At 72.3% G+C, this 26,816-nt stretch carries 19 protein-coding genes; 15 read left to right on the plus strand and 4 right to left on the minus strand.

The genetic code is table 11. From position 1 onward, the window contains the following. The first annotated feature begins 39 nt into the window (after positions 1-39). The 11 genes from U9R90_RS28840 to U9R90_RS28890 all read left to right on the plus strand — a co-directional run bounded on the left by U9R90_RS28840 (position 40) and on the right by U9R90_RS28890 (position 15,160). Positions 40-966 carry a carbohydrate ABC transporter permease gene (locus U9R90_RS28840; protein ID WP_411059832.1) on the plus strand — a complete coding sequence of 309 codons (927 nt, stop codon included), beginning with the start codon at positions 40-42 and terminating at the stop codon, positions 964-966. Positions 967-971: 5 nt separating this feature from the next. Continuing rightward, a complete protein-coding gene (locus tag U9R90_RS28845) occupies positions 972-1,904 on the plus strand; it encodes a carbohydrate ABC transporter permease (protein ID WP_411059607.1) in 933 nt (310 codons plus the stop codon). Positions 1,905-1,911: 7 nt separating this feature from the next. Next, positions 1,912-3,177, plus strand: coding sequence for a 6-phospho-beta-glucosidase (locus tag U9R90_RS28850; protein WP_411059608.1), 1,266 nt, complete (start codon positions 1,912-1,914; stop codon positions 3,175-3,177). Next, positions 3,168-4,169 carry an N-acetylglucosamine kinase gene (locus U9R90_RS28855; protein ID WP_411059609.1) on the plus strand — a complete coding sequence of 334 codons (1,002 nt, stop codon included), beginning with the start codon at positions 3,168-3,170 and terminating at the stop codon, positions 4,167-4,169. Before U9R90_RS28850 ends, U9R90_RS28855 begins: the two co-directional genes overlap by 10 nt. A 223-nt stretch (positions 4,170-4,392) precedes the next feature. Beyond that, a complete protein-coding gene (locus U9R90_RS28860) occupies positions 4,393-5,874 on the plus strand; it encodes a hypothetical protein (RefSeq protein ID WP_411059610.1) in 1,482 nt (493 codons plus the stop codon). A gap of 101 nt (positions 5,875-5,975) precedes the next feature. Beyond that, complete coding sequence (locus U9R90_RS28865; protein ID WP_411059833.1) at positions 5,976-6,911, plus strand: glutamate ABC transporter substrate-binding protein; 936 nt, start codon at positions 5,976-5,978, stop codon at positions 6,909-6,911. A 112-nt stretch (positions 6,912-7,023) separates the two neighbouring features. Then, on the plus strand, positions 7,024-8,394 hold the full coding sequence (locus U9R90_RS28870; protein WP_411059611.1) for a hypothetical protein: 1,371 nt from the start codon (positions 7,024-7,026) through the stop codon (positions 8,392-8,394). Further along, positions 8,391-11,015: a tetratricopeptide repeat protein gene (locus tag U9R90_RS28875; RefSeq protein ID WP_411059612.1), complete on the plus strand. Its 2,625-nt coding sequence runs from the start codon at positions 8,391-8,393 to the stop codon at positions 11,013-11,015. Before U9R90_RS28870 ends, U9R90_RS28875 begins: the two co-directional genes overlap by 4 nt. 3 nt (positions 11,016-11,018) lie before the next feature. Beyond that, positions 11,019-12,407, plus strand: coding sequence for a protein phosphatase 2C domain-containing protein (locus U9R90_RS28880; protein WP_411059613.1), 1,389 nt, complete (start codon positions 11,019-11,021; stop codon positions 12,405-12,407). A 156-nt stretch (positions 12,408-12,563) separates the two neighbouring features. Further along, a complete protein-coding gene (locus U9R90_RS28885) occupies positions 12,564-13,901 on the plus strand; it encodes a vWA domain-containing protein (protein ID WP_411059614.1) in 1,338 nt (445 codons plus the stop codon). A 74-nt stretch (positions 13,902-13,975) separates the two neighbouring features. After that, positions 13,976-15,160, plus strand: coding sequence for an FHA domain-containing protein (locus U9R90_RS28890; protein WP_411059615.1), 1,185 nt, complete (start codon positions 13,976-13,978; stop codon positions 15,158-15,160). Positions 15,161-15,181: 21 nt separating this feature from the next. Here the strand turns inward: U9R90_RS28890 and U9R90_RS28895 are convergent, their stop codons facing one another. Beyond that, entirely contained in the window at positions 15,182-16,174 is a 993-nt protein-coding gene (locus U9R90_RS28895) for a methyltransferase domain-containing protein (RefSeq protein WP_411059616.1), read from the minus strand. Between the two features lie 125 nt (positions 16,175-16,299). On the opposite strand from U9R90_RS28895, the gene U9R90_RS28900 reads away from it, so the two are divergent. The 4 genes from U9R90_RS28900 (at position 16,300) to U9R90_RS28915 (ending at position 23,920) form a co-directional block, all read left to right on the plus strand. Further along, on the plus strand, positions 16,300-16,713 hold the full coding sequence (locus U9R90_RS28900; protein WP_411059617.1) for a globin: 414 nt from the start codon (positions 16,300-16,302) through the stop codon (positions 16,711-16,713). A gap of 160 nt (positions 16,714-16,873) precedes the next feature. After that, positions 16,874-20,200 carry an FtsX-like permease family protein gene (locus U9R90_RS28905; protein ID WP_411059618.1) on the plus strand — a complete coding sequence of 1,109 codons (3,327 nt, stop codon included), beginning with the start codon at positions 16,874-16,876 and terminating at the stop codon, positions 20,198-20,200. Position 20,201: 1 nt separating this feature from the next. Beyond that, complete coding sequence (locus U9R90_RS28910; RefSeq protein WP_411059619.1) at positions 20,202-22,931, plus strand: FtsX-like permease family protein; 2,730 nt, start codon at positions 20,202-20,204, stop codon at positions 22,929-22,931. Next, positions 22,928-23,920, plus strand: coding sequence for an ABC transporter ATP-binding protein (locus U9R90_RS28915; protein WP_411059620.1), 993 nt, complete (start codon positions 22,928-22,930; stop codon positions 23,918-23,920). The genes U9R90_RS28910 and U9R90_RS28915 overlap by 4 nt, the downstream gene beginning before the upstream one ends. Positions 23,921-23,933: 13 nt before the next feature. Here the strand turns inward: U9R90_RS28915 and U9R90_RS28920 are convergent, their stop codons facing one another. The 3 genes from U9R90_RS28920 to ettA are packed head-to-tail and all read right to left on the minus strand — an operon-like array spanning position 23,934 to position 26,735. Beyond that, complete coding sequence (locus tag U9R90_RS28920) at positions 23,934-24,635, minus strand: hypothetical protein (protein WP_411059621.1); 702 nt, start codon at positions 24,633-24,635, stop codon at positions 23,934-23,936. Next, on the minus strand, positions 24,632-25,063 hold the full coding sequence (locus U9R90_RS28925; protein WP_411059622.1) for an acyl-CoA thioesterase: 432 nt from the start codon (positions 25,061-25,063) through the stop codon (positions 24,632-24,634). Before U9R90_RS28925 ends, U9R90_RS28920 begins: the two co-directional genes overlap by 4 nt. 7 nt (positions 25,064-25,070) lie before the next feature. Further along, positions 25,071-26,735: an energy-dependent translational throttle protein EttA gene (gene ettA / locus U9R90_RS28930; protein ID WP_411059623.1), complete on the minus strand. Its 1,665-nt coding sequence runs from the start codon at positions 26,733-26,735 to the stop codon at positions 25,071-25,073. Positions 26,736-26,816: the final 81 nt, after the last annotated feature.

Genomic DNA, 26,816 nt, shown 5'->3' on the forward strand with positions numbered 1-26,816 from the left:
TCCACCACCGCCTCCACCCGCTCCCCCGTCGCACCGGAGCTGCGGGCGAAACACCGCAGGTCGGCCCTGCGCACGATCGGGTTCCTCTCCCCCTGGCTGATCGGCTTCAGCGTCTTCTTCGCGTACCCGCTGATCGCGACCGTCTACTTCTCCTTCATGAAGTACGACGGCTTCACGGACCCCACCTGGGTGGGCCTGAAGAACTGGCGGTACGTGTTCCAGGACAGCCCGTTCTTCTGGCCCGCGCTGTCCAACATGGTGTGGCTGATCCTGGTGATGGTGACGTTGCGGGTGGCCTTCGGGCTCGGCATCGGCCTGTTGATCACGAAGGTCAGGACGGGCGCGGGGATCTTCCGCACGCTGTTCTATCTGCCCTACCTCGCCCCGCCCGTGGCCGCCACGATGGCGTTCGTCTTCCTGCTCAACCCGGGCACCGGGCCGACCAACACCATCCTGGGCAAGCTGGGCCTCGGCACCCCCGACTGGTTCAACGACGCGGCCTGGTCGAAGCCCTCGCTCACCATCCTCGCGCTGTGGGGCATCGGCGACCTGATGGTCATCTTCATGGCCTCGCTGCTCGACGTACCCAAGGAGCAGTACGAGGCGGCCGAGTTGGACGGCGCGAACGCCTGGCACCGGTTCCGGTACATCACGCTGCCGAACATCTCGCCGATCGTGCTGTTCGCCGTGATCACCGGAATGATCGCGACGATGCAGTACTACACCGAGCCGCTGGTCGCCGCGAAGGTCGCCAGCGGCGTGATCGGCGGCTCGGGGCAGCACTTCGAGCCCGGCTACCCGGACAAGTCCACGCTCACCGTGCCGCAGGTCGTCTACAACCTGGGCTTCCAGCGCTTCGACACCGGTGCCGCATGCGTCGTCGCGCTCGTCCTGTTCGTGCTCGCCATGGTGTGCACGGGCTTTCTGATGCGCCGGCGCAGCGGCTTTATGTCGGCGGAGGACTGATCGCCATGACCCGTACGACCACCACCCCTGCCACCACACTCGCGCGGCCCCCGGCGGCACCGGCCCCGGCATCCGGCGGCGTCCCGTCGGCGGCGGCCAGGCGAACGGCCCGGCGCAGGGCCGCACTGCACTGGATCGCCGTGCACTCGCTGGCCGTCGCCGCGTCCCTGTTCTTCGTCCTTCCCTTCCTCTTCGTGTTCCTGACCGCGGTGATGAGCGACGACCAGGCGCTGACCCGGGACCTGTGGCCGCGCACCTGGGAGTGGGGCAACTTCCCCGCGGTGTGGGAGACTCCGGGCTTTCTGACCTGGTGGCGCAACACGCTGCTGTACGCGGGCCTCGGCACCGTACTGGCCGTGTGCTCCAGCCTTCCCGTCGCGTACGCGCTGGCGAAGTTCCGCTTCCGCGGCCGGAACGTGATGATGATGGTGGTCATCGCGGCGATGATGCTGCCGCCCCAGGTGATCATCGTGCCGATGTACCTGTTCTGGGCCAAGCAGCTGGACCTGGCGGGCACACTGTGGCCGCTGATCATCCCGTTCGCCTTCGGTAACGCGTTCACCATCTTCCTGCTGCGGCAGTTCCTGCTGACGATCCCGAAGGAGTACACGGAGGCGGCCAGGATCGACGGCTGCGGCGAGCTCCGCACCCTGCTGAAGGTCGTCGTCCCGATGGCGAAGCCGGCCATCGCCGCGTCCGCCCTGTTCCACTTCTTCTACTGCTGGAACGACTACTTCGGACCGCAGATCTACGCGTCCGAGAACCCGGGCGCCTGGACGCTCAGTTACGGCCTGGAGTCGTTCAAGGGCGCCCACCAGACCGACTGGAATCTGACGATGGCGGCGACCGTGCTGGTCATGGCGCCGGTGATCGTCGTCTTCTTCTTCGCGCAAAAGGCCTTCGTCGAAGGCGTCACGCTCACCGGAGTGAAGGGCTAGTACCACCATGAAGCTCGCAGTCGTAGGCGGCGGTTCCACCTACACCCCCGAACTCATCGACGGCTTCGCCCGCCTCAGGGACGTACTGCCCATCGAGGAGCTGGTGCTGGTCGACCCGGCCGCCGACCGGCTCGACCTGGTCGGCGGCCTGGCCCGGCGGATCTTCGCCAAGCAGGGCCACGGCGGGACGATCGTCACCACGTCCGACCTGGACGCGGCCGTCGACGGCGCCGACGCGGTACTGCTCCAACTGCGCGTCGGCGGCCAGGCGGCCAGGAACGAGGACGAGACCTGGCCTCTGGAGTGCGGCTGCGTCGGCCAGGAGACCACCGGCGCGGGCGGCCTGGCCAAGGCGCTGCGGACCGTGCCGGTGGTGCTGGACATCGCCGAGCGCGTGCGCCGCGCCAACCCGGACGCCTGGATCATCGACTTCACCAACCCGGTGGGCATCGTGACCCGCGCCCTGCTCCAGGCCGGGCACAAGGCGGTCGGCCTGTGCAATGTGGCGATCGGCTTCCAGCGCCGCTTCGCCGCACTCCTGGACGTCGCGCCCGCCGAGGTCCATCTCGACCATGTGGGCCTCAACCACCTCAGCTGGGAGACGGGCGTACGACTCGGCGGCCCCGACGGCAAGGACGTACTGCCCGACCTGCTGGCCGCGCACGGCGACACGATCGCCGAGAGGCTGCACCTGCCGCGCCCGCTCCTGGACCGCCTCGGCGTCGTCCCGTCCTACTACCTGCGCTACTTCTACGCCCACGACGAGGTGGTACGGGAACTGCGCGGCAAACCGTCCCGAGCCGCCGAAGTGGCCGCGATGGAACGCGAACTCCTGGCCCTGTACGGCGATCCGGCACTGGACGAGAAGCCGGAGCTGCTCGCGCGGCGCGGCGGCGCCTTCTACTCCGAGGCGGCGGTCGACCTCGCGGCCTCGCTGCTGGGGGCCGGGGGCTCGCCCACCCAGGTGGTGAACACGCGCAACGCGGGCACCCTGCCCTTCCTGCCCGACGACGCGGTGATCGAGGTCCAGGCGCGCGTCGACCGCGGCGGGGCGACCCCACTGCCCGTACCGCCGCTCGACCCCCTCTACAGCGGACTGATCGCCAATGTCACGGCCTACGAGGACCTGGCGCTGCGAGCGGCCCTGCACGGCAGCCGGGACGCCGTCTTCACGGCGCTCCTCGCGCACCCGCTGATCGGCCAGTACGCGTATGCCGAGCAGCTCACCGACCAGCTGATCGCGCACAACCGGGAGCACCTCGCGTGGGCCTGACGAACGACGCGCCCACGGCGGACACGGCCGCGCTGCTCGCCGTCGACGCGGGCAACAGCAAGACCGACGTCGCGGTGCTCACCGGCGACGGCCGGGTCGTCGGGGCGGCCCGCGGCGGCGGCTTCCGGCCACCGGCCGTCGGCGTACGGGCGGCGGTGGACTCGCTGGCCGAGACGGTCGGGCGGGCCCTGGCCGAGGCTGAGGTGACCGGCGTACGGCATGTCGCGGCCTGCCTGGCCAACGCCGACTTCCCCGTCGAGGAGAGGGAGTTGGCGGACGCGCTGCGCGAACGCGGCTGGGGCGCGACGCTTTCGGTCCGCAACGACACCTTCGCCATCCTGCGCGCGGGCCTGCCCGCGGGCGCCGAGCCGCGCGGGGTCGCGGTGGTGTGCGGCGCGGGCATCAACTGCGTCGGGATGACCCCGGACGGGCGCACCGCGCGCTTCCCCGCGATCGGCCGGATCTCCGGTGACTGGGGCGGCGGTTGGGGCCTGGCCGAGGAGGCCCTGTGGTACGCGGCGCGCGCCGAGGACGGCCGCGGCGAGCCCACCGAGCTGGCCCGTACGCTGCCCGCGCACTTCGGCCTGCCCAGCATGTACGCGCTGATCGAGGCGCTGCACCTGAAGCGCATCGCACCGGCCCTCAAACACGAGCTCACACCGGTCCTGTTCACGACCGCCGCGTCCGGTGACCGGCTGGCGCGCGCGATCGTCGACCGCCTCGCCGACGAGGTGGTCGCCATGGCCACGGTCGCCCTGAACCGCCTCGGCCTGCTGACCGAACCGGCCCCGGTCCTGCTCGGCGGCTCCGTCCTGGCCGCGGGCCACCCGGACCTGGACCACCGCATCCGCAGCCTGCTCGAAGCGAAGGCACCCAAGGCGACCGTCCGCGTCATCACGGCCCGGCCGGTGCTGGGGGCGGTGCTGCTGGGTCTTGACGAGCTGGGGACGGCGGACGAGGTGTACAGGAAGGTGCGGACGCACTACGAGTGACGCACCACGAGTAGCACCGACAGTCGGGAACCGAACACGGTTCGCATCGCGTATTAGGGGCAGGGGGCGTGCGGGGAGGCGCTGTTGTGCTGCGATCCGAACAAGATCGAGTAAACGTGGGTGTGGATGTCAGACCCTGCGGCCATAATGAGCCGCCGTGCGTCGTTCTGCCTGCCGCGGTGCGGAGAGGGCGAGCGTCCAAGACCGAGGGGGAGGTCGAGAGGTGACATACCCGCCACACGGCAGCGCGGCGCCGCCGGTGCCGGGCGCGCCGACGCTGCCGGCCGTGCCACCGCAGTCGCCCGCGCCCGCGACCGCACCGCAGGGTGCGCCGCCGCCCCCGAGGGTCGAGCCGCTGCCGGAGCGCCGCAGCGCCTGGGCCGAGGGCCGGGACCGGCTGCGCGCGGCGGCCACCACCGAACCGGGCCGGCTGCGGATCATCGGGGCCGTGCTCGCCGCCTTGGTGGTGGCGTTCGGGGCCTGCACGGCCTGGCAGATGTCCGACCGCTCGGCCGCCGCCGATGACGTACTGCACCGCAGCCAGCCGCTGAGCGCCGACGCCGCGGACATCTACCGCTCGCTGGCGGACGCCAACACCGCGGCGGCCAGCGGCTTCCTGGCGGGGGGCCAGGAGCCCGCGGGGGTCCGCAAGCGGTATCAGGACGACATCGCGATGGCCTCCAGGAAGCTGGCCACGGCCGCCGCCAACAGCAAGGGCTCCGACAGCTCGGCGGCCCAGATAGCGAAGCTGAACGAACTGCTGCCGACGTACGCCGAGCGCGTCCAGACGGCCCGTACGTACAACCGCCAGGGCCTGCCGCTGGGCGGCGCCTACCTGCGCAACGCGAACGAGCTGATGCAGCAGGAGATGCTGCCCGCGGCGAAGAAGCTGTACGACGCCGAGCGGGAGCGGCTCGACGCCGACTACGCCGACGCCAGGTCGTACCCCTGGGTGGCCATCGGCGTCGGGGTGCTGGCGATCGGCGTTCTGGTCTGGGCACAGCGCCGCAACTACCGGCGCACCAACCGGGTGTTCAACCACGGCCTGCTCACCGCGACCGCGGGCGCCACGGTGGTGCTGCTCTGGCTGGTGGTCGGCCACAGCGTCGCCTACGGCAGCCTCAACGAGTCCTACGACCAGGGTGTGAAGTCGCTGAACGCACTCAACAGCGCCCGGATCAGCACCCTGCAGGCGCGCAGCAGCGAGAACCTGACCCTGGTCGCCCGTGGCTCGGTCACCGTGGCCGACGGTCCGAACGCGGGCAAGGACGCCTACGACATCGACTACCAGCAGCGGATGAAGGAGCTCGGCGACTTCACCGACCGCGGCGCTCCGGGTTCGCTGGACGACGCGCGGGTACTCGCCGACGACGAGGCGGGCAGCCTGCCGGTGACGGAGGCCGTCACCGCCGTCAAGGAGTGGAAGAAGCGCCACAAGGCGGCCCGCGACGCCGACACCCAGGGCAACTACGAACTCGCCCTGGACCGGGTCATCGGCGACGACGATCCCACGGGCGAGTCCTTCGACAAGGCGGACGAGGCCCTGCGCAAGGCCCTGGCGCACGAGCAGCGGGACTTCAAGAGCGCGGCCGAGGACGGCCGGGGCGCGATGACCGGACTGCCGGTCGGCGCCGCGGTGCTCGCCCTGCTCGGGGCCACCGGCGCCGTGCTCGGGATCGGCCGCAGGCTTTCGGAGTACCGGTGAGAGGGGGCGAAGTGACCAGGAACCGCGTACCGAGCGCAGCCAGGGCCGCCAGGACCACAGGCCTGTTGGGGAGACTGCGCGGCTGGGGCGGGGTGGCCGCGATGGCCGTGGCCTGCCTGCTGACCGCCCTCTTCGTCCTGCTGCCGCTCCAGGGGATGGACGGCGCGGACGGCAGCGTGGGCCAGGGCGGCCCGGGCGTCGCCGACGCGACGCACGCCAAGGCCGAGGAGTGCGAGGAACCCGAGCGGAGCCTGAAGCCGTCCGGCGCCGACGGCCCGACGGTCAAGGACATCAAGACCCGTAAGGACAAGCCGAACAAGCTCGTCGTCGGCGTCGACCTCAACAGCTACCTCTGGGGCTTCCGCAACCCCAGCACCGGCAAGCTGGAGGGCTTCGACATCGATCTGGTGCGCGCGATCGCCGAGGACATCCTGGGCGACCCGGACAAGGTGATCTTCCGTGCGGTGCCCACCAACCAGCGCGTTCCCGCGATCCAGTCGGGCCAGGTGGACATGATCGTCCGGTCCATGACGATCACCTGCGACCGCGCCAAGGAGGTCGCCTTCTCCACCGCGTACTTCCGCACCGGCCAGCAGCTGCTCGTCCCGGACGGCTCGAAGATCACCGGCTACGACGGCTCACTGCAGGGCAAGAAGCTGTGCAGCGCCGCGGGCTCCACGGCCCTGGCGGAACTCAAGAAGGAGTCGCACGGCGCCGATATCTCCACCACGGTGCCCAACCAACTCGACTGCCTGGTAAGGCTCCAGCTCGGACAGGTCGACGCGGTGGTCACCGACAGCGCGCTGGCCGCGGGCCAGGCCGCGCAGGACCCGACGGTGCGTCTGGAGGGTGAGACGTTCACCGAGGAGTACTACGGCGTGGCGATGCACAAGGACGCCACGGATTTGGTACGCCGGGTGAACAAGGTACTGGAGGACTATCGCAAGAGCGGCTGGCAGACCTCGTTCAAGAAGTGGCTGGCCGACGACCTCAAGGACATCGACGGGCCGCCGTCGGCCAAGTACGTCGACGACTGAGCCCACGGGACCTACGGGCCCCACGGGCTTTACGGGACCTACGGGGCCACGGGCCCGACACGACGGACCTGATACGACAGGGCACGTGCACTGCAGAGCGGAGAGGTGATCGATGGGCGTCGCGGGACCCCCCGGACCCGTCATGGACCGGGACGAGGTGGACCGTGCGCTGGCGCGGCTGGGCGCCGAGCACGAGGCGATCGAGTCCTCGCTGCTCGCGCTGCAGGACCACGCCGGCCGACGCCTGCTCGAAGGCGCCGAGCTGACCGGGACGACCAAGGATCGCTGGGCGGCGGCCGAAGAGGCCATCGCCCGACTGTGGTCGTACTTCGACGCGTACGCCGCCGCGCTGAGAGGCGCCCGTGAGCTACGCGCGCGCAGGCGCTGGCCGAACCGCGACGACCTGGCGGAGCTGACCGAGCGGCTGCGCGGCCAGAGCGTCACCGTCTCCGGCAGCACGCCGTTCGCGCCCGGCGTCTCGCTCGGCGCGGGACCGGCCCGGCTCTCCGAACGGTTCACGCTCCAGGAGCTGGTGGACCGGATGAACGAGCTGTACGCCGACTCACTGGACATGGTGGTCGCCGCCGACGCGGTCTGGTCAGCGCTCCCGGCCCGGATAGACCTGCTGGCCGCCGAGTTGGGCCGCACCCGGCAGCTGGCCGCGTCCGTCGGCGTACGTCCCGGAGAGCACCCCGCGGGCGACGACCTGGAGCGGATCACCGCGGAGCTGACGACGCTGCGCGCCCAGGTGGTCTCCGACCCGCTGGCCTTCTGGCGCCGGGCGCCGGGGAGTTCGGCGCCCGGTGGGGGCCGCCCCGACACCGAGCGGTACGACCGCGAGGCGCGGGCGCTCGAAGAGGTGCGCCGGGAGATCGACGCGGTGCTGACCGTGCGCCAGGACGCCGAGCAGCGGCTCGGGCGGCTGCGTGATCTGCTGTCCCGCGCGGACCGTACGCTCGCCGAGGCCAGGTCCGCGCGCGGCGAGGTGCTCGCCAAGATCGCCGCCTCCGAGGTGCCCGCGGTCAGCGGTCCGCCCACCGCGCTGCAGGAGCAGCTGGCGACGGCCGCCGAGTACCGGCGATACGCCCAGTGGCACCGGCTCTCGCCGCTCCTGGAGTCCCTGGAGCAGAAGGCCGAGGACGAACTGGAGCGCGCCCGCGAGTCGTTGACCGCGGTCACCCAGCCGCTCGCGGTCCGCGCCGAGCTGCGCGGCCGCCTGGACGCGTACAAGGCGAAGGTCGCCCGGCACGGCATGGCCGAGGACCCGATGCTGACGGAGCGGTACGACGCGGCTCGCCGCATGCTGTGGAGCGCGCCCTGCGATCTGCGGGTGGCCGAGGAGGCGGTGCTGCGCTATCAGCGGGCCGCCGCCGAGGCGCTGGCCCCGAGGGTGCCGTCGCAGGGCGGTCCCGCGGACGCGCCCGGCTCGTATGGATCGGACGGACCGGACGGATCACAGGGTTCACGGGGGGATCGGTCATGAGTGAGCGGCGGCAGTGCCAGCGTCCCGGCTGCGGGGGCTCGTACGAGGACATGGGCGCGGGTGACCTGTACTGCGACACCTGCGGGCTAGCTCCCGTGGTGTCCCCGGACGGGATGGTGGGTTCGCCGTCCACCGGGGTCACCGGGGGTGGTGGCGCGGGTTCGTCGGGTTCGGCCGGTTCGGCCGGTTCGGCCGGGTCTTCGGCGCGCAGTGGTTCGGGCTCCGCCCGGAGCAGTTCCCGGTCCTCACGCAGCAGTTCGCGCTCGTCGACCTCGCGCAGGTCGGTGTCGGGGCGGCTGTCCCGCTCGCTGTCGGGCAGCCTCTCGTCGCGTTCGGTGTCGGTGCGCAGCTCCGGCTCCTCCGGCTCGACCTCGGCGCGCGGGCGGCTCGGCGTCGGCCTGGTCCAGGTCCCTGACGTGCCGCGGCCCGACCCGGCGACCATGGTGCAGGCCAACCCCGAGGTGCCCGAGCACAAGCGGTTCTGCTCGCGGTCCGACTGCGGGTCCCCGGTGGGGCGTTCGCGCGGCGACCGGCCCGGCCGCACCGAGGGTTTCTGCACCAAGTGCGGCCATCCGTACTCCTTCGTGCCGAAGCTCAACCCCGGTGACATCGTGCACGGGCAGTACGAGCTGGTGGGCTGCCTGGCCCACGGCGGGCTCGGCTGGGTCTATCTGGCCATCGACCGTGCGGTGTCGGACCGTTGGGTGGTCCTCAAGGGCCTCCTTGACACCGGCGACGAGGACGCGATGGCCGCGGCGATCTCCGAGCGGCGCTTCCTCGCCGAGATCGAACACTCCAACATCGTCCGGATCTACAACTTCGTCGAGCACCTGGACCAGCGCACCGGCTCCATGGACGGCTACATCGTCATGGAGTACGTGGGCGGCAAGTCCCTCAAGGAGATCGCCAACGAGCGCCGTACGGCCGACCAGAAGCGCGACCCGCTGCCGGTGGAGCAGGCCTGCGCGTACGGCATCGAGGCGCTGGAGGCACTCGGCCATCTGCACAGCCGCAACCTGCTGTACTGCGACTTCAAGGTCGACAACGCGATCCAGACGGAGAACCAGCTCAAGCTGATCGACATGGGCGCGGTCCGCCGGATGGACGACGACGAGTCGGCGATCTACGGCACGGTCGGTTACCAGGCGCCCGAGGTCGCCGACGCCGGGCCTTCGGTCGCCTCCGACCTCTACACGGTCGCCCGCACGCTGGCCGTGCTGACCTTCGACTTCCAGGGCTATACGAACGTCTTCGTGGACTCTCTGCCGGACCCCGACAACATCGAGGTGTTCCGGAAGTACGAGTCCTTCTACCGCCTGCTGGTACGGGCCACCGACCCGGACCCGGCGCGACGGTTCGCCTCCGCGCAGGAGATGGCGGAGCAGCTGACCGGGGTGCTGCGCGAGGTCGTCGCGCTGCAGACGGGCCGTCCGCGGCCCGCGCTGTCCACCCTGTTCGGCCCCGAACCGAAGGTCACGGACACGGAGTTGTTCACCGAGCAGCGCGGCGAGGTGTCGCGGCTCGGGGCGCGCGAGATGCCGCGCGGACGGTGGTCCCGACGGTCCCGCGGCGACGGCGGTGGCGCGGCCGCGGGGGGTACGCCCCTGGGCGCGGCGTCTGCCGGGCTTCCCGGCGGCCGGGCCGCGGCGATCGGCGGGGCCCCCACGGGGGCGTACGCGTCCCCGGTCAGACCCCTGGCGCACGCCGCCACCGCACTCGCGCTCCCGCTGCCCCGGGTGAACCCCGACGACGCCAACGCCGGGTTCCTTGCGGGGCTGATGGCCGCCGCGCCCGCCGAGCTGATCACCGCGCTGCAGGCCGCGCCGACGCCGTCCATCGAGCTGCGGCTGCGTGAGCTGCGGGCCCGGCTTGAGATGGACGAACTCGCCTCCGCTGTCCGGTCCCTGGAGGACCTGGAGCGGGCACAGGCGGACGACTGGCGGGTCGTCTGGTACCGCGGTGTGGTCTCGCTGGCCACCGGGGACTTCGAGAGCGCCGCGCTGTCCTTCGACGCGGTCTACGACGCGTTCCCCGGCGAGCCCGCGCCCAAGCTCGCCCTCGGCGTGTGCGCGGAGGTGCTCGGGCAGTTGGACAACGCCGCCGAGTACTACCGCCTCGTCTGGACGACCGACCCGAGCTATGTGAGCGCCGCCTTCGGGCTCGCCCGGGTGCAGTTGGCCGCGGGTGACCGGCGCAGCGCGGTGCGTACCCTGGAGTCGGTGCCGGAGGCGTCGATTCACTACACGGCGGCCCGGGTCGCCGCCGTACGGGCCCGGCTTCGGGACCAGGCGGTGCACGAGCCGCTGCTCGACGATCTGACCGCCGCCGCCGGTCAGGTGGAGGCGCTGCGCCATGTCGGCCTGGACGCGGTCCGCCGCGAACAGCTGTCGACCGAGGTCCTGGGGACCGCCCTGGACTGGGTACTCTCCGGTGGCCACGGCGCGGCGCCGTCAGGGGCTTCGGCGCACCAGGTGCTGCTGGGCAGCAGTCTGGACGAGCGTGGCCTGCGGTTCGGCCTCGAACGCTCGTACCGCACACTCGCCCGGCTGGCCCAGCGCGGCGAGGAGAGGATCGAACTGGTGGAGCGGGCCAACCGTTTCCGCCCTCGGACGTGGGTGTGATTGATGTCGCAAGTGCCCCAACCCTCCGTCGGGTCGGCCAGGCAAGGGTGTCCCAGCTGCGAGGAGCCGCTGGAAGCGGGTGACCGGTTCTGCGGTGCGTGCGGATACGACCTGTCGGCGGCGCCCGAGGCCGCACCGGACGACCATCCCACGCTGGCGATCAACGGCGCCGCCCGCGCCAAGGCGAGCCCGCCCCCGCCCTCGGCGTCACCTTCGGCTGCCGCTTCGGCTTCGGCTTCCGTTGAGTGGCCGCAGGTGCCCGAGCAGGAGAGCTCGGCCAGCCCGGCGCCGGTGCATCTGCCGAGCGACCTGACGGGCCTCGACTCGACGAGCAGCGAAGCCCCCGAGCCGTCCCACTCCTCCGATGCGCCGGACGAGTTCCCGCTCCAGCCTCCGGCCGCCACCCCGCAGACCCCAGACCCGCAGACCCCAGACCCGCGGACCGCGTCTCCGCAGGCGGCTCCCGCGGCGGGCGGCAAGCGTTGTGTGGCCTGCCGTACGGGCACCGTCGACCACGACGGCTACTGCGAGCACTGCGGCCACGCCCAGCCGCGCGAGCGCGACCATATGGAGCATGAACTCGGCTCGGTGGCCGCGGTCAGCGACCGTGGGCTGCGCCACCACCGCAACGAGGACGCGTTCGCCGTCTCGTCGACCGCCCTGCCGGACGCCTCGCTGGCGACCGTGGCGATCGTCTGCGACGGGGTGTCCTCGTCGACCCGCCCCGACGAGGCGTCACTGGCCGCGTCGCAGGCGGCCAACGAGGCGCTGCTGGTGTCCCTGCCGCGCGGCACCCACCCGCAACAGGCCCTGCACGAGGCGATCATCGCCGCCGCCGAGGCGGTCAACGCCCTGGCCACCGCACCGGCGCGGGCCCAGGAACACGACCCGCACCGGGAGAACGCCCCGGCCTGCACCCTGGTCAGCGCCGTGGTCGCGGCCGGCCTGCTGGTCGTCGGCTGGGTCGGCGACTCCCGTGTCTACTGGGTCCCCGACGACCGCTCCGCCCCGGCCGCCCGGCTCACCGAGGACGACTCCTGGGCCGCGCAGATGGTGGCCGCCGGCCTGATGAACGAGGCCGAGGCGTACGCCGACCAGCGCGCCCACGCCATCACCGGCTGGCTCGGCGCCGACGCGTACGAACTGGAGCCGCACACCGCTTCCTTCAAGCCGGACCGCGCCGGTGTGGTGGTGGTGTGCACCGACGGGCTGTGGAACTACGCGGAGAGCGCGGCCGAACTGGCCGCGGTGATCCCTGCGGACGCCGGGCAGCGCCCGCTGCACAGCGCCCAGGTGCTGGTCGGCCACGCACTGGACGGCGGGGGCCACGACAACGTAACAGTGGCGGTACTCCCGTTCCCCGTCGCGCCGCAAGGGGCAGGATCGGCCTGAGAAGGGGCGGGGCAGGGCGCACGGTCGCCACGAGCGGCTCACCACGACACACCACCACACAGCACTACGCGGTTCTCACCCACGGCCCGGCCGTCACACCGGCGGTCACGGGGCGCTGTGGAACGCGTGCGGGAAGCATGAGGGGGAGCAGAATCCATGGCCAATTTCTCCAAGTCGAACGCTCCGCAGTTCGCCGTCGAGGTGTACCAGAACGAGTACCTCCCCGAGGGCGGCCGGGAGGTCAACGCGATCGTCACGGTCACCTCGACCGGCGGCGGCACCCTCGGCGGTACGGCGGCGCGCACCCTCGCGCCGGGCCAGGCCCCGGACGCGGCCGTCGCGATCATGGTGGACTGCTCCGGTTCGATGGACTATCCGCCGACCAAGATGCGGGGCGCGCGAGACGCCACGGCCGCCGCGGTGGACACACTGCGCGACGGCGTGCGGTTCGCGGTGATCGCCGGGACCCATGTCGCCAAGGAGATCTATCCGGGCGGCGGTGAGCTCGCCGTGGCCAGTGCCCAGACCCGGGAAGCGGCCAAGCAGGCACTGCGCAGGCTCAGCGCGGGCGGCGGCACCGCGATCGGCACCTGGGTACGGCTCGCCGACCGTCTTCTGGCCACCGCCGATGTGGCGATCCGGCACGGCATCGTGCTCACCGACGGGCGCAACGAGCACGAGTCGCCCGAGGACCTCAAGGCCGCGTTGGACTCCGCCGCGGGCCGCTTCACCTGCGACGCCCGCGGGGTCGGCACCGACTGGGAGGTCAAGGAGGTCACCCAGATCGCGTCCACCCTGCTCGGCACCGCCGACATCGTGGCCGACCCGGAAGGGCTCTCCGCCGACTTCACGCGGATGATGGAGACGGCGATGGGCAAGGAGGTCGCGGACGTCGCGCTGCGGCTGTGGACGCCGATGGGCGCGGAGATCAAGTTCGTCAAGCAGGTGGCGCCCACCGTCGAGGAGCTGACCGACCGGCGTACCCAGGCCGGGCCGCGCGCCGGGGACTACCCGACCGGGTCCTGGGGCGACGAGTCCCGCGATTACCACGTCTGTGTAGAGGTGCCCAGCGCCGGAATCGGCCAGGAGATGCTGGCCTCCCGGGTCTCGCTGGTGATCCCGGAGGCGGACGGCAGCGCGCAGACCCTGTCGCAGGGGCTGGTACGGGCCGTGTGGACGGACGACATGGCGGCCACCACCTCGATCAACCCCCAGGTCGCGCACTACACGGGGCAGGCGGAACTGGCACAGGTCATCCAGCAGGGCCTGGAAGCCCGCAAATCGGGTGACGCGGACGGGGCAACGGCCAAACTGGGGCGGGCCGTTCAGCTGGCCAGCGCCTCGGGGAACGCGGATACTGCGAAGCTCCTTGCGAAGGTGGTCGACGTGGTCGACGCCGCTGCGGGTACTGTGCGACTGAAGGCCAAGGTCGCGGACGCCGACGAGATGACGCTCGAGACCCGGTCGACGAAGACCGTTCGCGTGAAGAAGTGAACGGACTGCAGTGATGTGAGTACGTGACGTGCGTACGTGACGGGAAGCCGTGAAGGAGAGGGGGACGCGCCGACATGCCGACCTGCCCCAACGGACACCAGTCGGGTTCCGACGACTGGTGCGAGGTCTGCGGCCACCGCATGGCAGGAGCCGGTGCCGTGCCTCCGCCTCCCCCGCTGGCACCCGCCGCCCCTGGCTACGGCTACCCGCAGCAGGGTCCCGGTCAGCCGGGCCCGGGTCAGCAGGGCCCCGGCGGCCCGAACGGCTACGGCTACCCGCAGCAGACGGACCCCGGCGCCCAGGCGGAGCTCTGCCCGCAGTGCCGCACCCCGCGCGAGGCCAACGCCCCGTTCTGCGAGGAGTGCCGGTGGAACTTCCTCACCAACACCGCGACCTCGTACACCCCCGCGGCGCCGCAGCAGCCGATGCCCGGCGGCAACCTGCCCCCGGGCTTCCAGTCCCCGCAGCAGCGGCCGAACGCGGGTGAGTACACCAGTTCGCGCCCCTCGCAGATGAACCGCCCGGCCGAACCGCTCTCGGGCGGGCCCGAAGCGCCTGGCTACCAGCAGGGTCCGCCGCCCCCGCCCTACCCGCAGGAGCAGCGGCAGCCCGCGCCGCCGCCCCCGGGCGCGCCGTCCTCCGGCTTCGGCGGCGATGACGACTGGATGCTGCCGCCGCCGTCGGGGCAGTCGGCGCAGGCCCCGCAGCACGGTCAGCACCCGCTGGCGCCGCCCGGTCCGCAGGGCGGCCAGCAGGGCTATCAGGAGCAGGGGGGCTATCAGGAGCAGGGCGGCTACCCGGACCAGGGCGGTTACCCGCAGCAGACGCAGGCTCCGCAGACCCCGCAGATGCCCATGGGGTGGTCGGCGACGATCGGTCCCGACCGCGAGTACTTCATGGCCATGATGCACCGCAGCGGACCCGAGGCCTCCGGACTCAACCTGCCCGCGTACTCACCCGAGCAGCAGCGCCAACTGGTCGGCAACCAGATCACCATCGGCCGCCGCCGCCACTCCACCGGTGACACCCCGGACATCGACCTGTCCGTACCACCGGAGGACCCGGGCGTCTCGCACCAGCACGCGGTCCTGGTCCAGCAGCCGGACGGCTCCTGGGCGGTCGTCGACCAGAACTCCACCAACGGCACCACGGTCAACGGCGGCGAGGAGCCCATCCAGCCCTTCGTCCCGGTCCCCCTCCAGGACGGCGACCGGGTCCACGTGGGCGCCTGGACGACGATCACCATCCACCGCGTCTAGGCCGTTCCCTGGAGCCGGCGCTCACGTCAGGGACCACGCGTACGGGCCGGTCGGGTCGTCCAGCCAGGCCCATACGTCGTGTCCCCTGACGGTGACCCCGAACCGCTCGCGCCCCGGCCGCCCCTCGCGCCGCCACAGGGCCAGCGCCTCCTGCGGGTCGAGGCTGCCCTCGGTGAGCGTGAGGAGGAACCGGAAGAGTTCGTTCTGGATCGCCCTGCGCGGCAGCCCGCCGACGTGCGGCGACGGCGGCGGCCGCGACCTGGGCGAGCCGCGCAGCGGCACGAAGTAGGCGGGCGTGTGCAGGAAGTGCCCTTCGGCGTGGTCCGCGTCCCGTACCTTCAGCCGGATCAGGCCGGTCGCCAGCGGCGCGAGGATCCACGCGCCGGGGCGGCACTGCTCCAGCCACACCCGCGGCACGCTCTCCAGGGTGCAGGTCGCCATGATCCGGTCGTACGGCGCCCGCTCGGGGCAGCCGCGCGTGCCGTCCCCGGTGATCACGGCCGGGTGGTATCCGGCGGCGGCCAGGTGCCGCCGCGCCGACTCGGTGATCTCCGGGTCGAGGTCGACGGTGGTGACCCGTTCGTCGCCCAGCCGGTGGGCCAGCAGCGCCGCGTTGTAGCCGGTGCCCGCGCCGATCTCGAGTACCGCGTCCCCGTCCCTGATCAGCAGCTCGGAGAGCATCCTGGCCATCAGCGACGGCTGGCTGCTGGAGGAGACCAGCTCCCCGTCCCGCAGCCGGGTGGCCAGCGGCGCGTCCGTGTACGCCCCGCGCAGCCAGCGCTCCCGCCGCTCCGGGTCGGGGTCCTCACCCCACATCCGCTCATGCCCGCCCACCACGCCGAGGTAGTAGTACGGCACGAACAGATGGCGCGGGACCTCCGCGAACGCCGCGAGCCAGGCCGGATCGTCGTCCAGCGCCCCGCTCGCCTCGATCTCGCGCACGAGCGCGGCCCGCGCCACGGCGGCGATCTCGGCCTCGCTGCGCGGGTACGGCTCCGGCTCGGGCGCACCCATACACCCACTGTGCTGCGATATCGCTCTGGGTGCGAGGGCCCGGCCACTGCGGATACTCCCGAGTAGCCCTTGCCGGTCCCTGCGGAGTCCTAGTCCTCCCGTACTCGGCCGGGCGGTCTGAGAGCATGGAGGGCGTGAAAGAGATTCCGCGCGGCACGCTTCAGGAGCAGTCCTTCTACGAGCAGGTCGGCGGCGAGGAGACCTTCCGACGCCTGGTACACCGGTTCTACCAGGGGGTCGCGGAGGACCCGCTGCTGCGGCCGATGTACCCGGAGGAGGACCTGGGTCCGGCCGAGGAGCGACTCGCCCTGTTCCTGATGCAGTACTGGGGCGGCCCCCGCATATACAGCGACAACCGCGGCCACCCCCGGCTGCGGATGCGGCACGCCCCGTTCACCGTGGACCGCGCCGCGCACGACGCGTGGCTGCGGCACATGCGGGCCGCCGTCGACGAACTGGGCCTCTCCGAGGAACACGAGCGCACCCTGTGGAACTACCTCACCTACGCCGCGGCCTCGATGGTGAACTCCGAGGGCTGAGAGCCTGTTTCTGAACCCCACCGGATTCCGGATTTCCGGCTCCTGATTCCGGTCACGATCCGATCACCTTCAGCCCGAACGCGCTTTCGCCGACCCGTGCACTCTGCAAGAGTCCGGCCAGGGGCATGGGGGCCCCGAGGGGCGGGGAACGGGGCGATCAGTGGCGGGGTTCATCCTTCTGCGCGTACGCGCGCATCGTCTCCTGCTCGCCGCGGCGCTGCTCGCCGTCCTGCTGACCACCACGGTCCTCGCCACCCTGACCGCGTTCTCCGGCTCCATCGGTGACGCCGCGCTACGGCACTCGCTGGCCACCCGCGCGGCGGCCCCCGCCGCACTGCTGGTCAAGGCCCCCGTCGAGCCGGACCAGCGCGAGGCCGCCGAGGAGGCCGTCGCCAAGGGGGCCCGGCGCACCTTCGACGGGTTACCGGTCACCCTGAGCACCCTGGAGCGCTCAGGCCCGTACGCCCTGCCGCGTACGCTCCAGGCGCCCGCCGCGCGCGCCGGTCAGCCCGACCTCACCCACCTCGCGGCGCTCGACCGCTCCCGCGTCACCCTGGTCTCCGGTGCGTGGCCGAAGCCGGGCAGCGCCACGGGCGACCAGCCGGTCGAGGTCGCGCTGCCGCAGGCCGCCGCCGACCAGCTCAAGCTGCGCCCCGGCGACAAGCCGGTCACGCTCACCGACCGGCTGCGCGGCCCGAAGCTGACGGTCCGGGTGGCCGGCGTCTACCGCCCCGCCGACCCGGCCGACCCGTACTGGCAGCTGGACGAGCTCGGCGGTCTCGGCGCCCGCACCCTGAGCTTCACCACCTACGGCCCGCTGCTGGCGGACCCGGCGGCGCTCGCCTCGGGGCGCGTGTCGTACGCGTCCACCTCTTGGCTGGCCGCCGCGGACTTCCGCGACCTCGGCGCCGGGTCCATCGGCGCACTGCGCGATACGGCCGAGCGCGGCCCGGGCCAGCTCGCCAAGGACCCCGCGCTGGGCGGCAGGGCCACCGTCACGACCTCGCTGCCGGACGTGCTCGACCGGGCCGAACGCGCGCTCCTGGTCTCCCGGTCCACCCTGCTGATCGTGGCTCTGCAGCTGGGGCTGCTCGCCGGATACGCGCTGCTCCTGGTCTCCCGGCTGCTGGCCACCGAACGCGCCGACGAGACCAGTCTGCTGCGTGCCCGAGGCGGCTCCCGGAGCCGGATCGCCGCCCTCGCCGCCGCCGAGTCACTGCTCATCGCGCTGCCCGCCGCGCTCCTCGCGCCGCTGCTGGCGGGCCCGTTGACCCGACTGCTGGGCGGGCAGGGCGCGCTGGCCAGGATCGGGCTGCGGCTCGATCCGTCGGTGGGCCTGTCGGTGTGGCTGGTGGCGCTGCTGGTCGCGCTGGGCTGCGCGGCCGCGGTGGTGGCGCCCGCGCTGGCCGCCACGGGTCCCGGTGCCACACCGCGTGCGTCGGTACGGGGCCGGGCGCTTCCCGCGCCGCTGCGGGCGGGCGCCGATGTGGGGCTGCTGGTCATCGCGGGCGTCGCGTACTGGCAGCTGGACCGGCAGACCTCCGGCAGCGGCGTGCTGAGCGGCGACCGCGAGGGCGAGCTGGGCATCGACCCGCTGCTGGTCGCCGCGCCCGCGCTGGCCCTGCTCGCGGGCACCGTACTCACCCTGCGGCTGCTGCCGCCCGTCGCCAGGCTCGGCGAACGCCGGGCCGCCAAGGGCCGCGGGCTGCCCGCCGCGCTCGCGGGCTGGCAGCTGAGCCGCCGCCCCTTGCGCGGCGCCGGACCCGTACTGCTCCTGGTACTCGCGGTGGCGATGGGCATGCTGGCGATCGGGCAGGGCGGCTCCTGGGACCGTTCGCAGCAGGACCAGGCCGACTTCAGGGCCGGTACCGAGGTACGCGTCCTGCGCACCCGCACCCCGGTGCCGGAACAGGGCGGGGTGTACAGCGCGGTCAAGGGCGTACGCGACGCGGCGCCCGTGGCCCGCGCGGAGATGCCGCTGTCCGCGAACCGCACGGCGACGGTGCTCGCCGTCGACACCCACCACGCCAGGTCAGGGCTGCTGCTCCGCGACGACCTGGGCGAACCGGCCGCGCTCACCCGGGCGGTGGCCCCGAAGAAGACCGTCGCTTCCGGGGTGGCGCTGCCCAAGGACACCCGGCGCCTGGACCTCGACGTACGGCTCGCGCCCATGGGCAAGGGCCCTCGGCCCGACGCCGTCCGCGCCACGCTCACCGCGGTCGTCGCCGACCGCTACGGCATCACGCACCAACTGCCGCTCGGGCAGCCGCCCGTCGACGGCAAGCAGCGCACCCTGCCGCTCGACCTGGCCGCCGCCAAGCTGGCAGGCCCGTACACGCTGACCGGTCTCGACCTGAACGTGCCGCAGTCGTCGCGCCCCAAGGAGCGGCAGCGGCTCACCGTGGACCAGGTGCGTGCCGTGGGCAGCGGCGAGGCCCGCCCCGTCGCACCGGCCGACGGATTGGCGTGGGAGGCGTCATCGCGCTCCCGCTACGTCAGGACGGGCGACGACGAGGGCCCGTACGAGACCCTCAAACCCCGTGCTGAGGGCGGGCGGTTCCTCGTCGTCACGTACCTCTCCGGCGTCGAACTGGCCGATGAGCCGGAGGAGATGCGGCGCCAGGTGCGGGTCGCGGCGAAGCCTTCCCGTACACCGCCGCTGACCGCCGTGGCGACGGAGCGCTTCCTGGAGTCCAGCGGCGCCAAGGTGGGACAGAAGGTCGAAGTCCCGCTCGGCGGCGAGACCTACAAGGTCACCCTCGCCAAGTCGGTGCCCCAACTGCCCACCACGGGCTTCGGCGGCGGCTCCGACGGTGCAAGTACGGTCACCGACACCGAAGCCGACACCGACGGCGGCGGTCTGCTCCTGGACCTGCGCGCCGTCAACGCGGCCGCCTGGCAGCGCGGTACGTCCGTGCCGCCCACCGAGTGGTGGCTGACCACGGCACCGGACCAGGCCGCACGGGTCGCCGCCGAGCTGCGGGCCCGCCCCGACACCGACCCGTCCCAGGTACTCGTACGCTCCGAGATCGCCGCCGAGCTGCGCGACGACCCGCTCGGCGCCGGGCCGCAGTCCGCGCTGCTCGCGCTCGCCGTGGTGGCCGCTGCGCTCGCCGCCGTCGGCTTCGCGGTCAGCGCGGCCGGGTCGCTGCGTGAACGCGCCGCGGAGTTCGCGGTGTTGCGGGCGCTGGGCACGCCGCGCCGCCAGCTGGCACGGCTGATCGCCGCCGAACAAGGCCTGTTGATCGGCCTGGCGCTGCTGGTCGGTCTTGGCCTGGGCGCGGTGCTGGCCCGCGCCGTGGTACCGCTGATCGTGCTGACCGCGCAGGCCACCCAGCCGGTGCCACCGGTTCTGGTGGAGCTGCCGGTGGGCCGCGTGGCGACGCTGCTGGCCGGGGTCGCGGCCCTGCCGCTGCTGATCGTGGCGGCCATCGCGCTGCGCCGGGTCGATCCGACGGTGTCGCTGCGCCACGAGGGAGGCCACTGAGATGCCCAACCGCCATGCCTCCGTGGCCCCTTGGGTCCGCACCCGGCTGCGTGCGGCGCCGGGGGCCGCCGTGGCGCTGTTCGTGCTGGTGCTGGTCACGTCGTTCCTGGCGGCGGTGTTCCCGCGCGGCGTGGACGCGTACGAGGACCGGGGGTTGCGGGGGGCCATCGCGGACGCCGGGGTGCTCACCAGCACGGTGGCCGTGACCACGCCGGTATTCATGGCTGCCGACTCCGAGCCGGGCTCCTCCGATCGGATGCTGCATCACACCCGCCTGCGGGACCAGTACGAGGACATCGTCGGCGGCCTGCCCGCTCCGCTCCGGGCCGACCTCGCCGAAGCCGCGTATGGCGCAAGGACCGCGAAGCCCCAGGAGGCTACCGACTCCTGGCTGCCGCGCCCCGACGGTCTCGCCCCGCAGTTCACCCTCGCCACCCAGGCCGACGTCGGCAAGCACGCGCGCGTGGTCGACGGCCGCCTGCCCACCACTGCCGGAAAGGTGACCTCACGGACCCGGCAGGCCGAGGCGGCGGTGACGGCGCGCACGGCGAAGTCCCTGAAACTCAAGGTCGGTTCCGTCGTCCACTTTCCCGGCTTCGGCGACGGGCAGCGCGCCGTACGGATCTCCGGCATCGTGGAGCCGCTGCGGCCCGATGGCAGCTACTGGGCGTACGAGTCCGAACTGCGCACCCCCACCCTCGCGTCCAACGGCGACCCCCTGGAGCCACTGTCGTACTGGCTCGCCGGGCTGCTGCTCGCCCCCGACGCGGGCCCGTTCCTGCTCGGCTTCGAGTACGCCGCCGAGGCGTACTGGCGTCTCCCGCCCGCCGTGGGCAGCCTGACCGCGCACGACCCCCCGGCCCTCAAGAAACACCTCGCCTCGCTCGAAAAGGGGCCGCTGTTCACCGAGTTGAGCGAGCGCACCGGGTCCCGCTTCCTGACCGTGTCCTCGGGTCTCGGCGCGGTGCTGACCTCGTACGGCGAGCTGCGCGACGCCGTGACCCCGGTGGTCGCGGTCGCCGCCTTCGGCATCGGCACGGTCGCGGCGATCGTGCTGCTGATGGCCGGGCGGCTGGCCGCCGCCCGTCGGCACGACGAGCTGAGGCTGCTGCGGGCGCGCGGCGGTTCGGTACGCGGCATGGCCGGGCGGCTGTTCGCGGAGACCCTGGTGGTGGCGGTGCCCGCCGCCGCGCTCGGCTGGCTGCTCGCGAGGCTCGCCGTGTCCGAGGGGCGTACGGCCTTCTCGCTGCTCGGCTCCGCGGCGGTCGCGGCATTCGCCTGCGCGGCACTTCCGGTGCAGGCCTCACTGGCGCACCGCAGGCTGCGGGCGCACGGCGGCCGCGACGACGTGACGACGGCCAGGCCGTCGGCGCGGCGCACGGTCGCCGAACTCACCGGCCTGGTACTCGCCGTCGGCGCGGTGGCCGCGCTGCTGCGCCGGGGCACGGACGAGGCGGACCCGCTGGTCAGCGCGGCCCCGGTGCTGGTCTCGCTGATCGCCGCGCTGGTTCTCGTACGGCTGTATCCGCTGCCGTTGCGGTGGGCGCTGCGGCCCCTGGTGCGGCGCCGGGGCGCCATCGGCTTCCTGGCGCTGGCCCGCGCGGGCCGGGCGCCCGCCGCCCAGACGCTGCCGCTGCTCGCGCTGCTGACCGCGCTGTCCATGGCCGCGTTCGGCGGCTCGGTGCTCGCCGGGGTCGCGGACGCACGGGACCGGGCGGCGCTGTTCACGGTGGGCGCCGACATCCGCGTCGACGGGCCCGGCGCACCGCTGCCGGACTCTCTGGCCGGGCAGTTGGGCAAGGTAGCGGGCGTACGGGAGGTCGCCGCCGTACATCTGGACGAGGATCTGGAGCTGCCGGACAGCTCCTTCGCCCACCTGGTGGCCGTCGACCCGCGTACGTATGCCAGGCTCGCGCGGGAGACCGGCCTCGGGTCCTTCACCGAGGCCGAGTTGGCGGCGCCGCGCTCCGGCACCCTGCCCGCTATCGCCTCGCCGCAGGTGGCCGAGCTGCTCGGCGGCCGGGAGCACTCCTTCAAGCAGGCGGCCGGTTACTTCACGGCTCGGGTCGTCGGGGTACGGGAGACCACACCCGCGCTGCCCGACGGCGAGTTCCTGCTGATCGACGGGCGACAGCTGCCGCACCTGACCGACTCCGTGCTGCTGGCCAGCGGCTCCGGTATCGACACGGCCGCGGTGCGCGAGACGGTCGACGCGGCGGGCAAGGCCACCATCGGGGTACGCGCCGACGAGTACGCCGCACTCGCCGACTCCCCCTTGCAGTCGGGCGCCGAACGGCTCTACGCCGCCGCCGTCGCGGCCGGTGCCGGGTACGCCGCGCTGACCGTCCTGCTGTCGCTGCTGCAATCCGCGCGCGAACGCGGCGCGCTGGTCGCCCGGTTGCGCACCATGGGCCTGGGCAAGCGACAGGCCCGGTGGCTGCTGGTGTGGGAGTCGCTGCCGCAGGCGCTGCTCGCGGCGGGCGGCGGGGCGCTGGTGGGCTGGTCGGCGACCGTGCTCCTTGCGCCGGGGATCGATCTGGGGCGGATCGCGCTGGCCGCGCGTACCGGCTTCGAACGCTTCTCAGTCGTACAACTGCGCGCGGATCCCTGGTCGTTGCTGCTGCCCGCGCTGGGTGTGGTGGTGCTGGCGACCGGGGTTTCCCTCGTCCAGGCGTGGTGGACCGCGCGCCGGACGGCCACCACCGAGCTCAGGGCAGGAGACTCCCGATGACGACCGACACCACGCCCGGCTCTGCGCCCGGCGCCACCCTCGCTGAGCTGGAACAGCGGGCGTCCGCGAACCGGGACCGTCCCTCGTACGGCCATGACGCGCTGATCACCTGCGACCGGCTGGTACGGATCTTCACCGCCGACGGCGTGGAGGTGCAGGCCCTCCAGGGGCTCGATCTGCTGGTCGCCGAGGGCGAGTTGATGGCGCTGGTCGGGGCGTCCGGCAGCGGCAAGTCGACGCTGATGAACGTCCTGGCCGGGCTGGACGAGCCGACGGCTGGTCAGGCGCGGGTCGCGGGCCGCGATCTGCTGGCGATGGGCGCGAAGGAGCGGCTGCGCTACCGCAGGGAGGTCGTCGGCTTCGTCTGGCAGCAGACGGCGCGCAACCTGCTGCCGTATCTGACCGCCGCGCAGAACGTCGCGCTGCCGATGCGGCTGCGCGGCGGCACCGGTTTCGGGAGGCGGCGGGCGGCCGCCGCGCGTGCCTCGCGCGCCGACGAGCTGCTGACGCTGCTGGATGTCGCGGACTGCCGCGACCGCCGTCCGCACCAGATGTCCGGCGGCCAGCAGCAGCGGGTCGCGATCGCGGTGGCGCTGGCCAACGAGCCCGATCTGCTGCTCGCCGACGAGCCGACGGGCGAGCTGGACTCGGCGACGGCCGAGCAGATCTTCGGGGCGTTCCGCACGGCCAACGAGGAGCTGGGCACCACGGTCGTGATCGTCACCCATGACCAGGCGGTCGCGTCCGAGGTCCGCCGTACGGTCGCCATCCGGGACGGGCGCACCTCAACGGAGGTGCTGCGCCGCACCCAGGTCGACGCGGCCACCGGCGAGGAGTCGGTGGTGGCGCGCGAGTACGCGATGCTGGACCGGGCGGGGCGGCTGCAACTGCCCGCCGACTACACCCGGTCGCTGGGGATGCGGGACCGGGTGATGCTGGAGCTGGAGCAGGACCACATCGGGGTGTGGCCGGACGACACAGGCGACTGAGGCCGTTGGCGCCTCAGGTGGGTGTGACGCTGAGGGCGCCAAGTCCGGCCCTGCGTACGGCGACCGACCCGTAGGGCGTACGGAGTCGCAGCCAGGCACCGGCGCCGAGCAGGTCCAGCGGTGCGGTGCTTCCCGCCGAGCGGGGCCGCAGAAAACCCAGCGCGTGGGCGGCGTGCGCGACCCGCACCGGGAGGTCAGTGCCGCCGACGGGCCGGGACCACACCTCGTTGCCGATCCGGTCCAGCTCGGAGCGGGTCCGCTTCTCAAGCGGCAACTCCTCCGTACGTACGCGGAATTCGGCGACCGCGTCGGCCACCAGGCGCCGTACCTCGTCGGGCGCCGGAAGGCCGGGCAGCCGCTGCCATCCGGCGCGCGGCGGCAGCACCCCGGCCCAGGGCGGCCCGGTGACGGCCGCGGGGACCACGGCCGTACCCGCCGACTCGTCGACGGACTCCAGCAACTCGCCCGCGGACACGGTCACATCCAGCGCGCAGGGCTGCCCGAGCCGCGCCGTACGGATCGCCAGGACCTCGAACGAAGGCGGCCGCCCGAAGACGGCAAGCGCCCCGCCACCGGCCTGGAGCCGCACGGCGGCGGCCTTGTCGTAGTGGATCAGCCGGGCCAGGAAGGCGGCGAGATCCGCCGCCTCCCCGGCGTCAGCGAACTCCAGACGCTCCAGGTGCCCCGGACGGGACGCCGAGGACGCGTTCGTCATGCGGCGAATGCCCCCGAGGCCGAGTCGTCGAGGTACTCCTCGAGGAAGGACTTCTCCTCGGCGCTGATCCGGCGGGGCCGCTGCGCGTCAAGGTCGAACGGCACCACGACGGTGGAGGCCCGCACGTACACCTGCTCCGGATCCTTGACCTCGTACGCGATGGTGAGCGAAGCAGCACCTATCTTCGTCACCCACGACTCGACGGTGACCGGCTCATGCCGGTGCACCAACGGCCGTACGTAGTCGATCTCGTGCCGTGCGACGACGGACCCGCCCGAGAACGAGGGCGAGCCGTCGCCCGGCGCCAGCCGGAACATGAAGTCGATCCGGGCCTCCTCCAGATAGCGGAGGAACACCACGTTGTTGACGTGCCCGAAGGCGTCCATGTCCGACCAGCGCAGCGGGCAGGAGTACACGTGTCGCGTCACCGGTGCATCAGCCCCGGGTCAGCTTCTTGTACGTGGCACGGTGCGGGCGTGCCGCGTCCGGGCCGAGGCGCTCGACCTTGTTCTTCTCGTACGACTCGAAGTTGCCCTCGAACCAGTACCACCTGGAGTCACCCTCGTAGGCGAGGATGTGCGTGGCGACCCGGTCGAGGAACCACCGGTCGTGGGAGATGACCACGGCCGCGCCCGGGAACTCCAGGAGCGCGTTCTCCAGCGAGGAGAGGGTCTCGACGTCGAGGTCGTTGGTCGGCTCGTCGAGGAGCAGCAGGTTGCCGCCCTCCTTGAGGGTGAGCGCCAGGTTGAGGCGGTTGCGCTCACCGCCGGAGAGGACGCCGGCGGGCTTCTGCTGGTCCGGCCCCTTGAAGCCGAAGGCGCTGACGTACGCGCGGGAGGGCATCTCGACCTGGCCGACGTTGATGTAGTCCAGCTCGTCCGACACCACGGCCCAGAGGGTCTTCTTGGGGTTGATGTTGGCGCGGCTCTGGTCGACATAGCTGATCTTGACGGTGTCGCCGACCTTGATGGCACCGGAGTCCGGAGTCTCCAGGCCCTGGATCATCTTGAACAGCGTGGTCTTGCCGGCACCGTTCGGACCGATCACACCCACGATGCCGTTGCGCGGCAGCGTGAAGCTCAGGTCGTCGATCAGGAGCTTGTCGCCGAAGGCCTTCGAGAGGTTGTTGACCTCGACGACGATCGAACCGAGGCGCGGGCCCGGCGGGATCTGGATCTCCTCGAAGTCCAGCTTCCGCATCTTGTCCGCCTCGGCAGCCATCTCCTCGTAACGGGCGAGGCGCGCCTTGGACTTGGTCTGACGGCCCTTGGCGTTGGACCGGACCCACTCCAGCTCTTCCTTGAGCCGCTTCTGGCGCTTCTCGTCCTTGCGGCCCTCGACCTTGAGTCGCGCGGACTTCTTGTCCAGATACGTGGAGTAGTTGCCCTCGTAGGGGATCGCGCGGCCGCGGTCGAGCTCGAGAATCCACTCGGCGACGTTGTTCAGGAAGTACCGGTCGTGGGTGACGGCCACCACGGCGCCCGCGTACTTCGAGAGATGCTGCTCCAGCCAGTTCACCGACTCGGCGTCCAGGTGGTTGGTGGGCTCGTCGAGGAGGAGCAGGTCCGGGGCCTCGATCAGCAGCTTGCAGAGCGCGACCCGGCGCTTCTCGCCACCGGAGAGGGTGGTGACGGGCCAGTCGCCGGGCGGGCAGCCCAGCGCGTCCATGGCCTGCTCCAGCTGGGCGTCGAGGTCCCACGCATTGGCGTGGTCCAGGTCCTCCTGGAGCTTGCCCATCTCCTCCATGAGTTCGTCGGAGTAGTCGGTCGCCATCAGCTCCGCGACCTCGTTGAACCGCGTGAGCTTGCCCATGATCTCGGCAGCGCCGTCCTGGACGTTCTGCAGAACCGTCTTGGACTCGTCGAGCTCCGGCTCCTGCATGAGGATGCCGACGCTGTACCCCGGCGAGATGTACGCCTCGCCGTTGGAGGGCTGCTCAAGCCCCGCCATGATCTTGAGAACGGTGGACTTACCGGCGCCGTTCGGGCCGACCACACCGATCTTCGCGCCAGGCAGGAAGTTCAGGGTGACGTCGTCGAGGATCACCTTGTCGCCGTGCGCCTTGCGCGTCTTGCGCATGGTGTAGATGAACTCAGCCAAGAGAAACCGTCCGGCAAACTGGGAGTGGGCAGATACACCCCATCTTGCCTGACGGCCACACTTAGGTGGTAACCCGTATGG

It is taken from the genome of Streptomyces sp. E11-3 (genome assembly GCF_046540415.1).
Classification (GTDB): domain Bacteria; phylum Actinomycetota; class Actinomycetes; order Streptomycetales; family Streptomycetaceae; genus Streptomyces.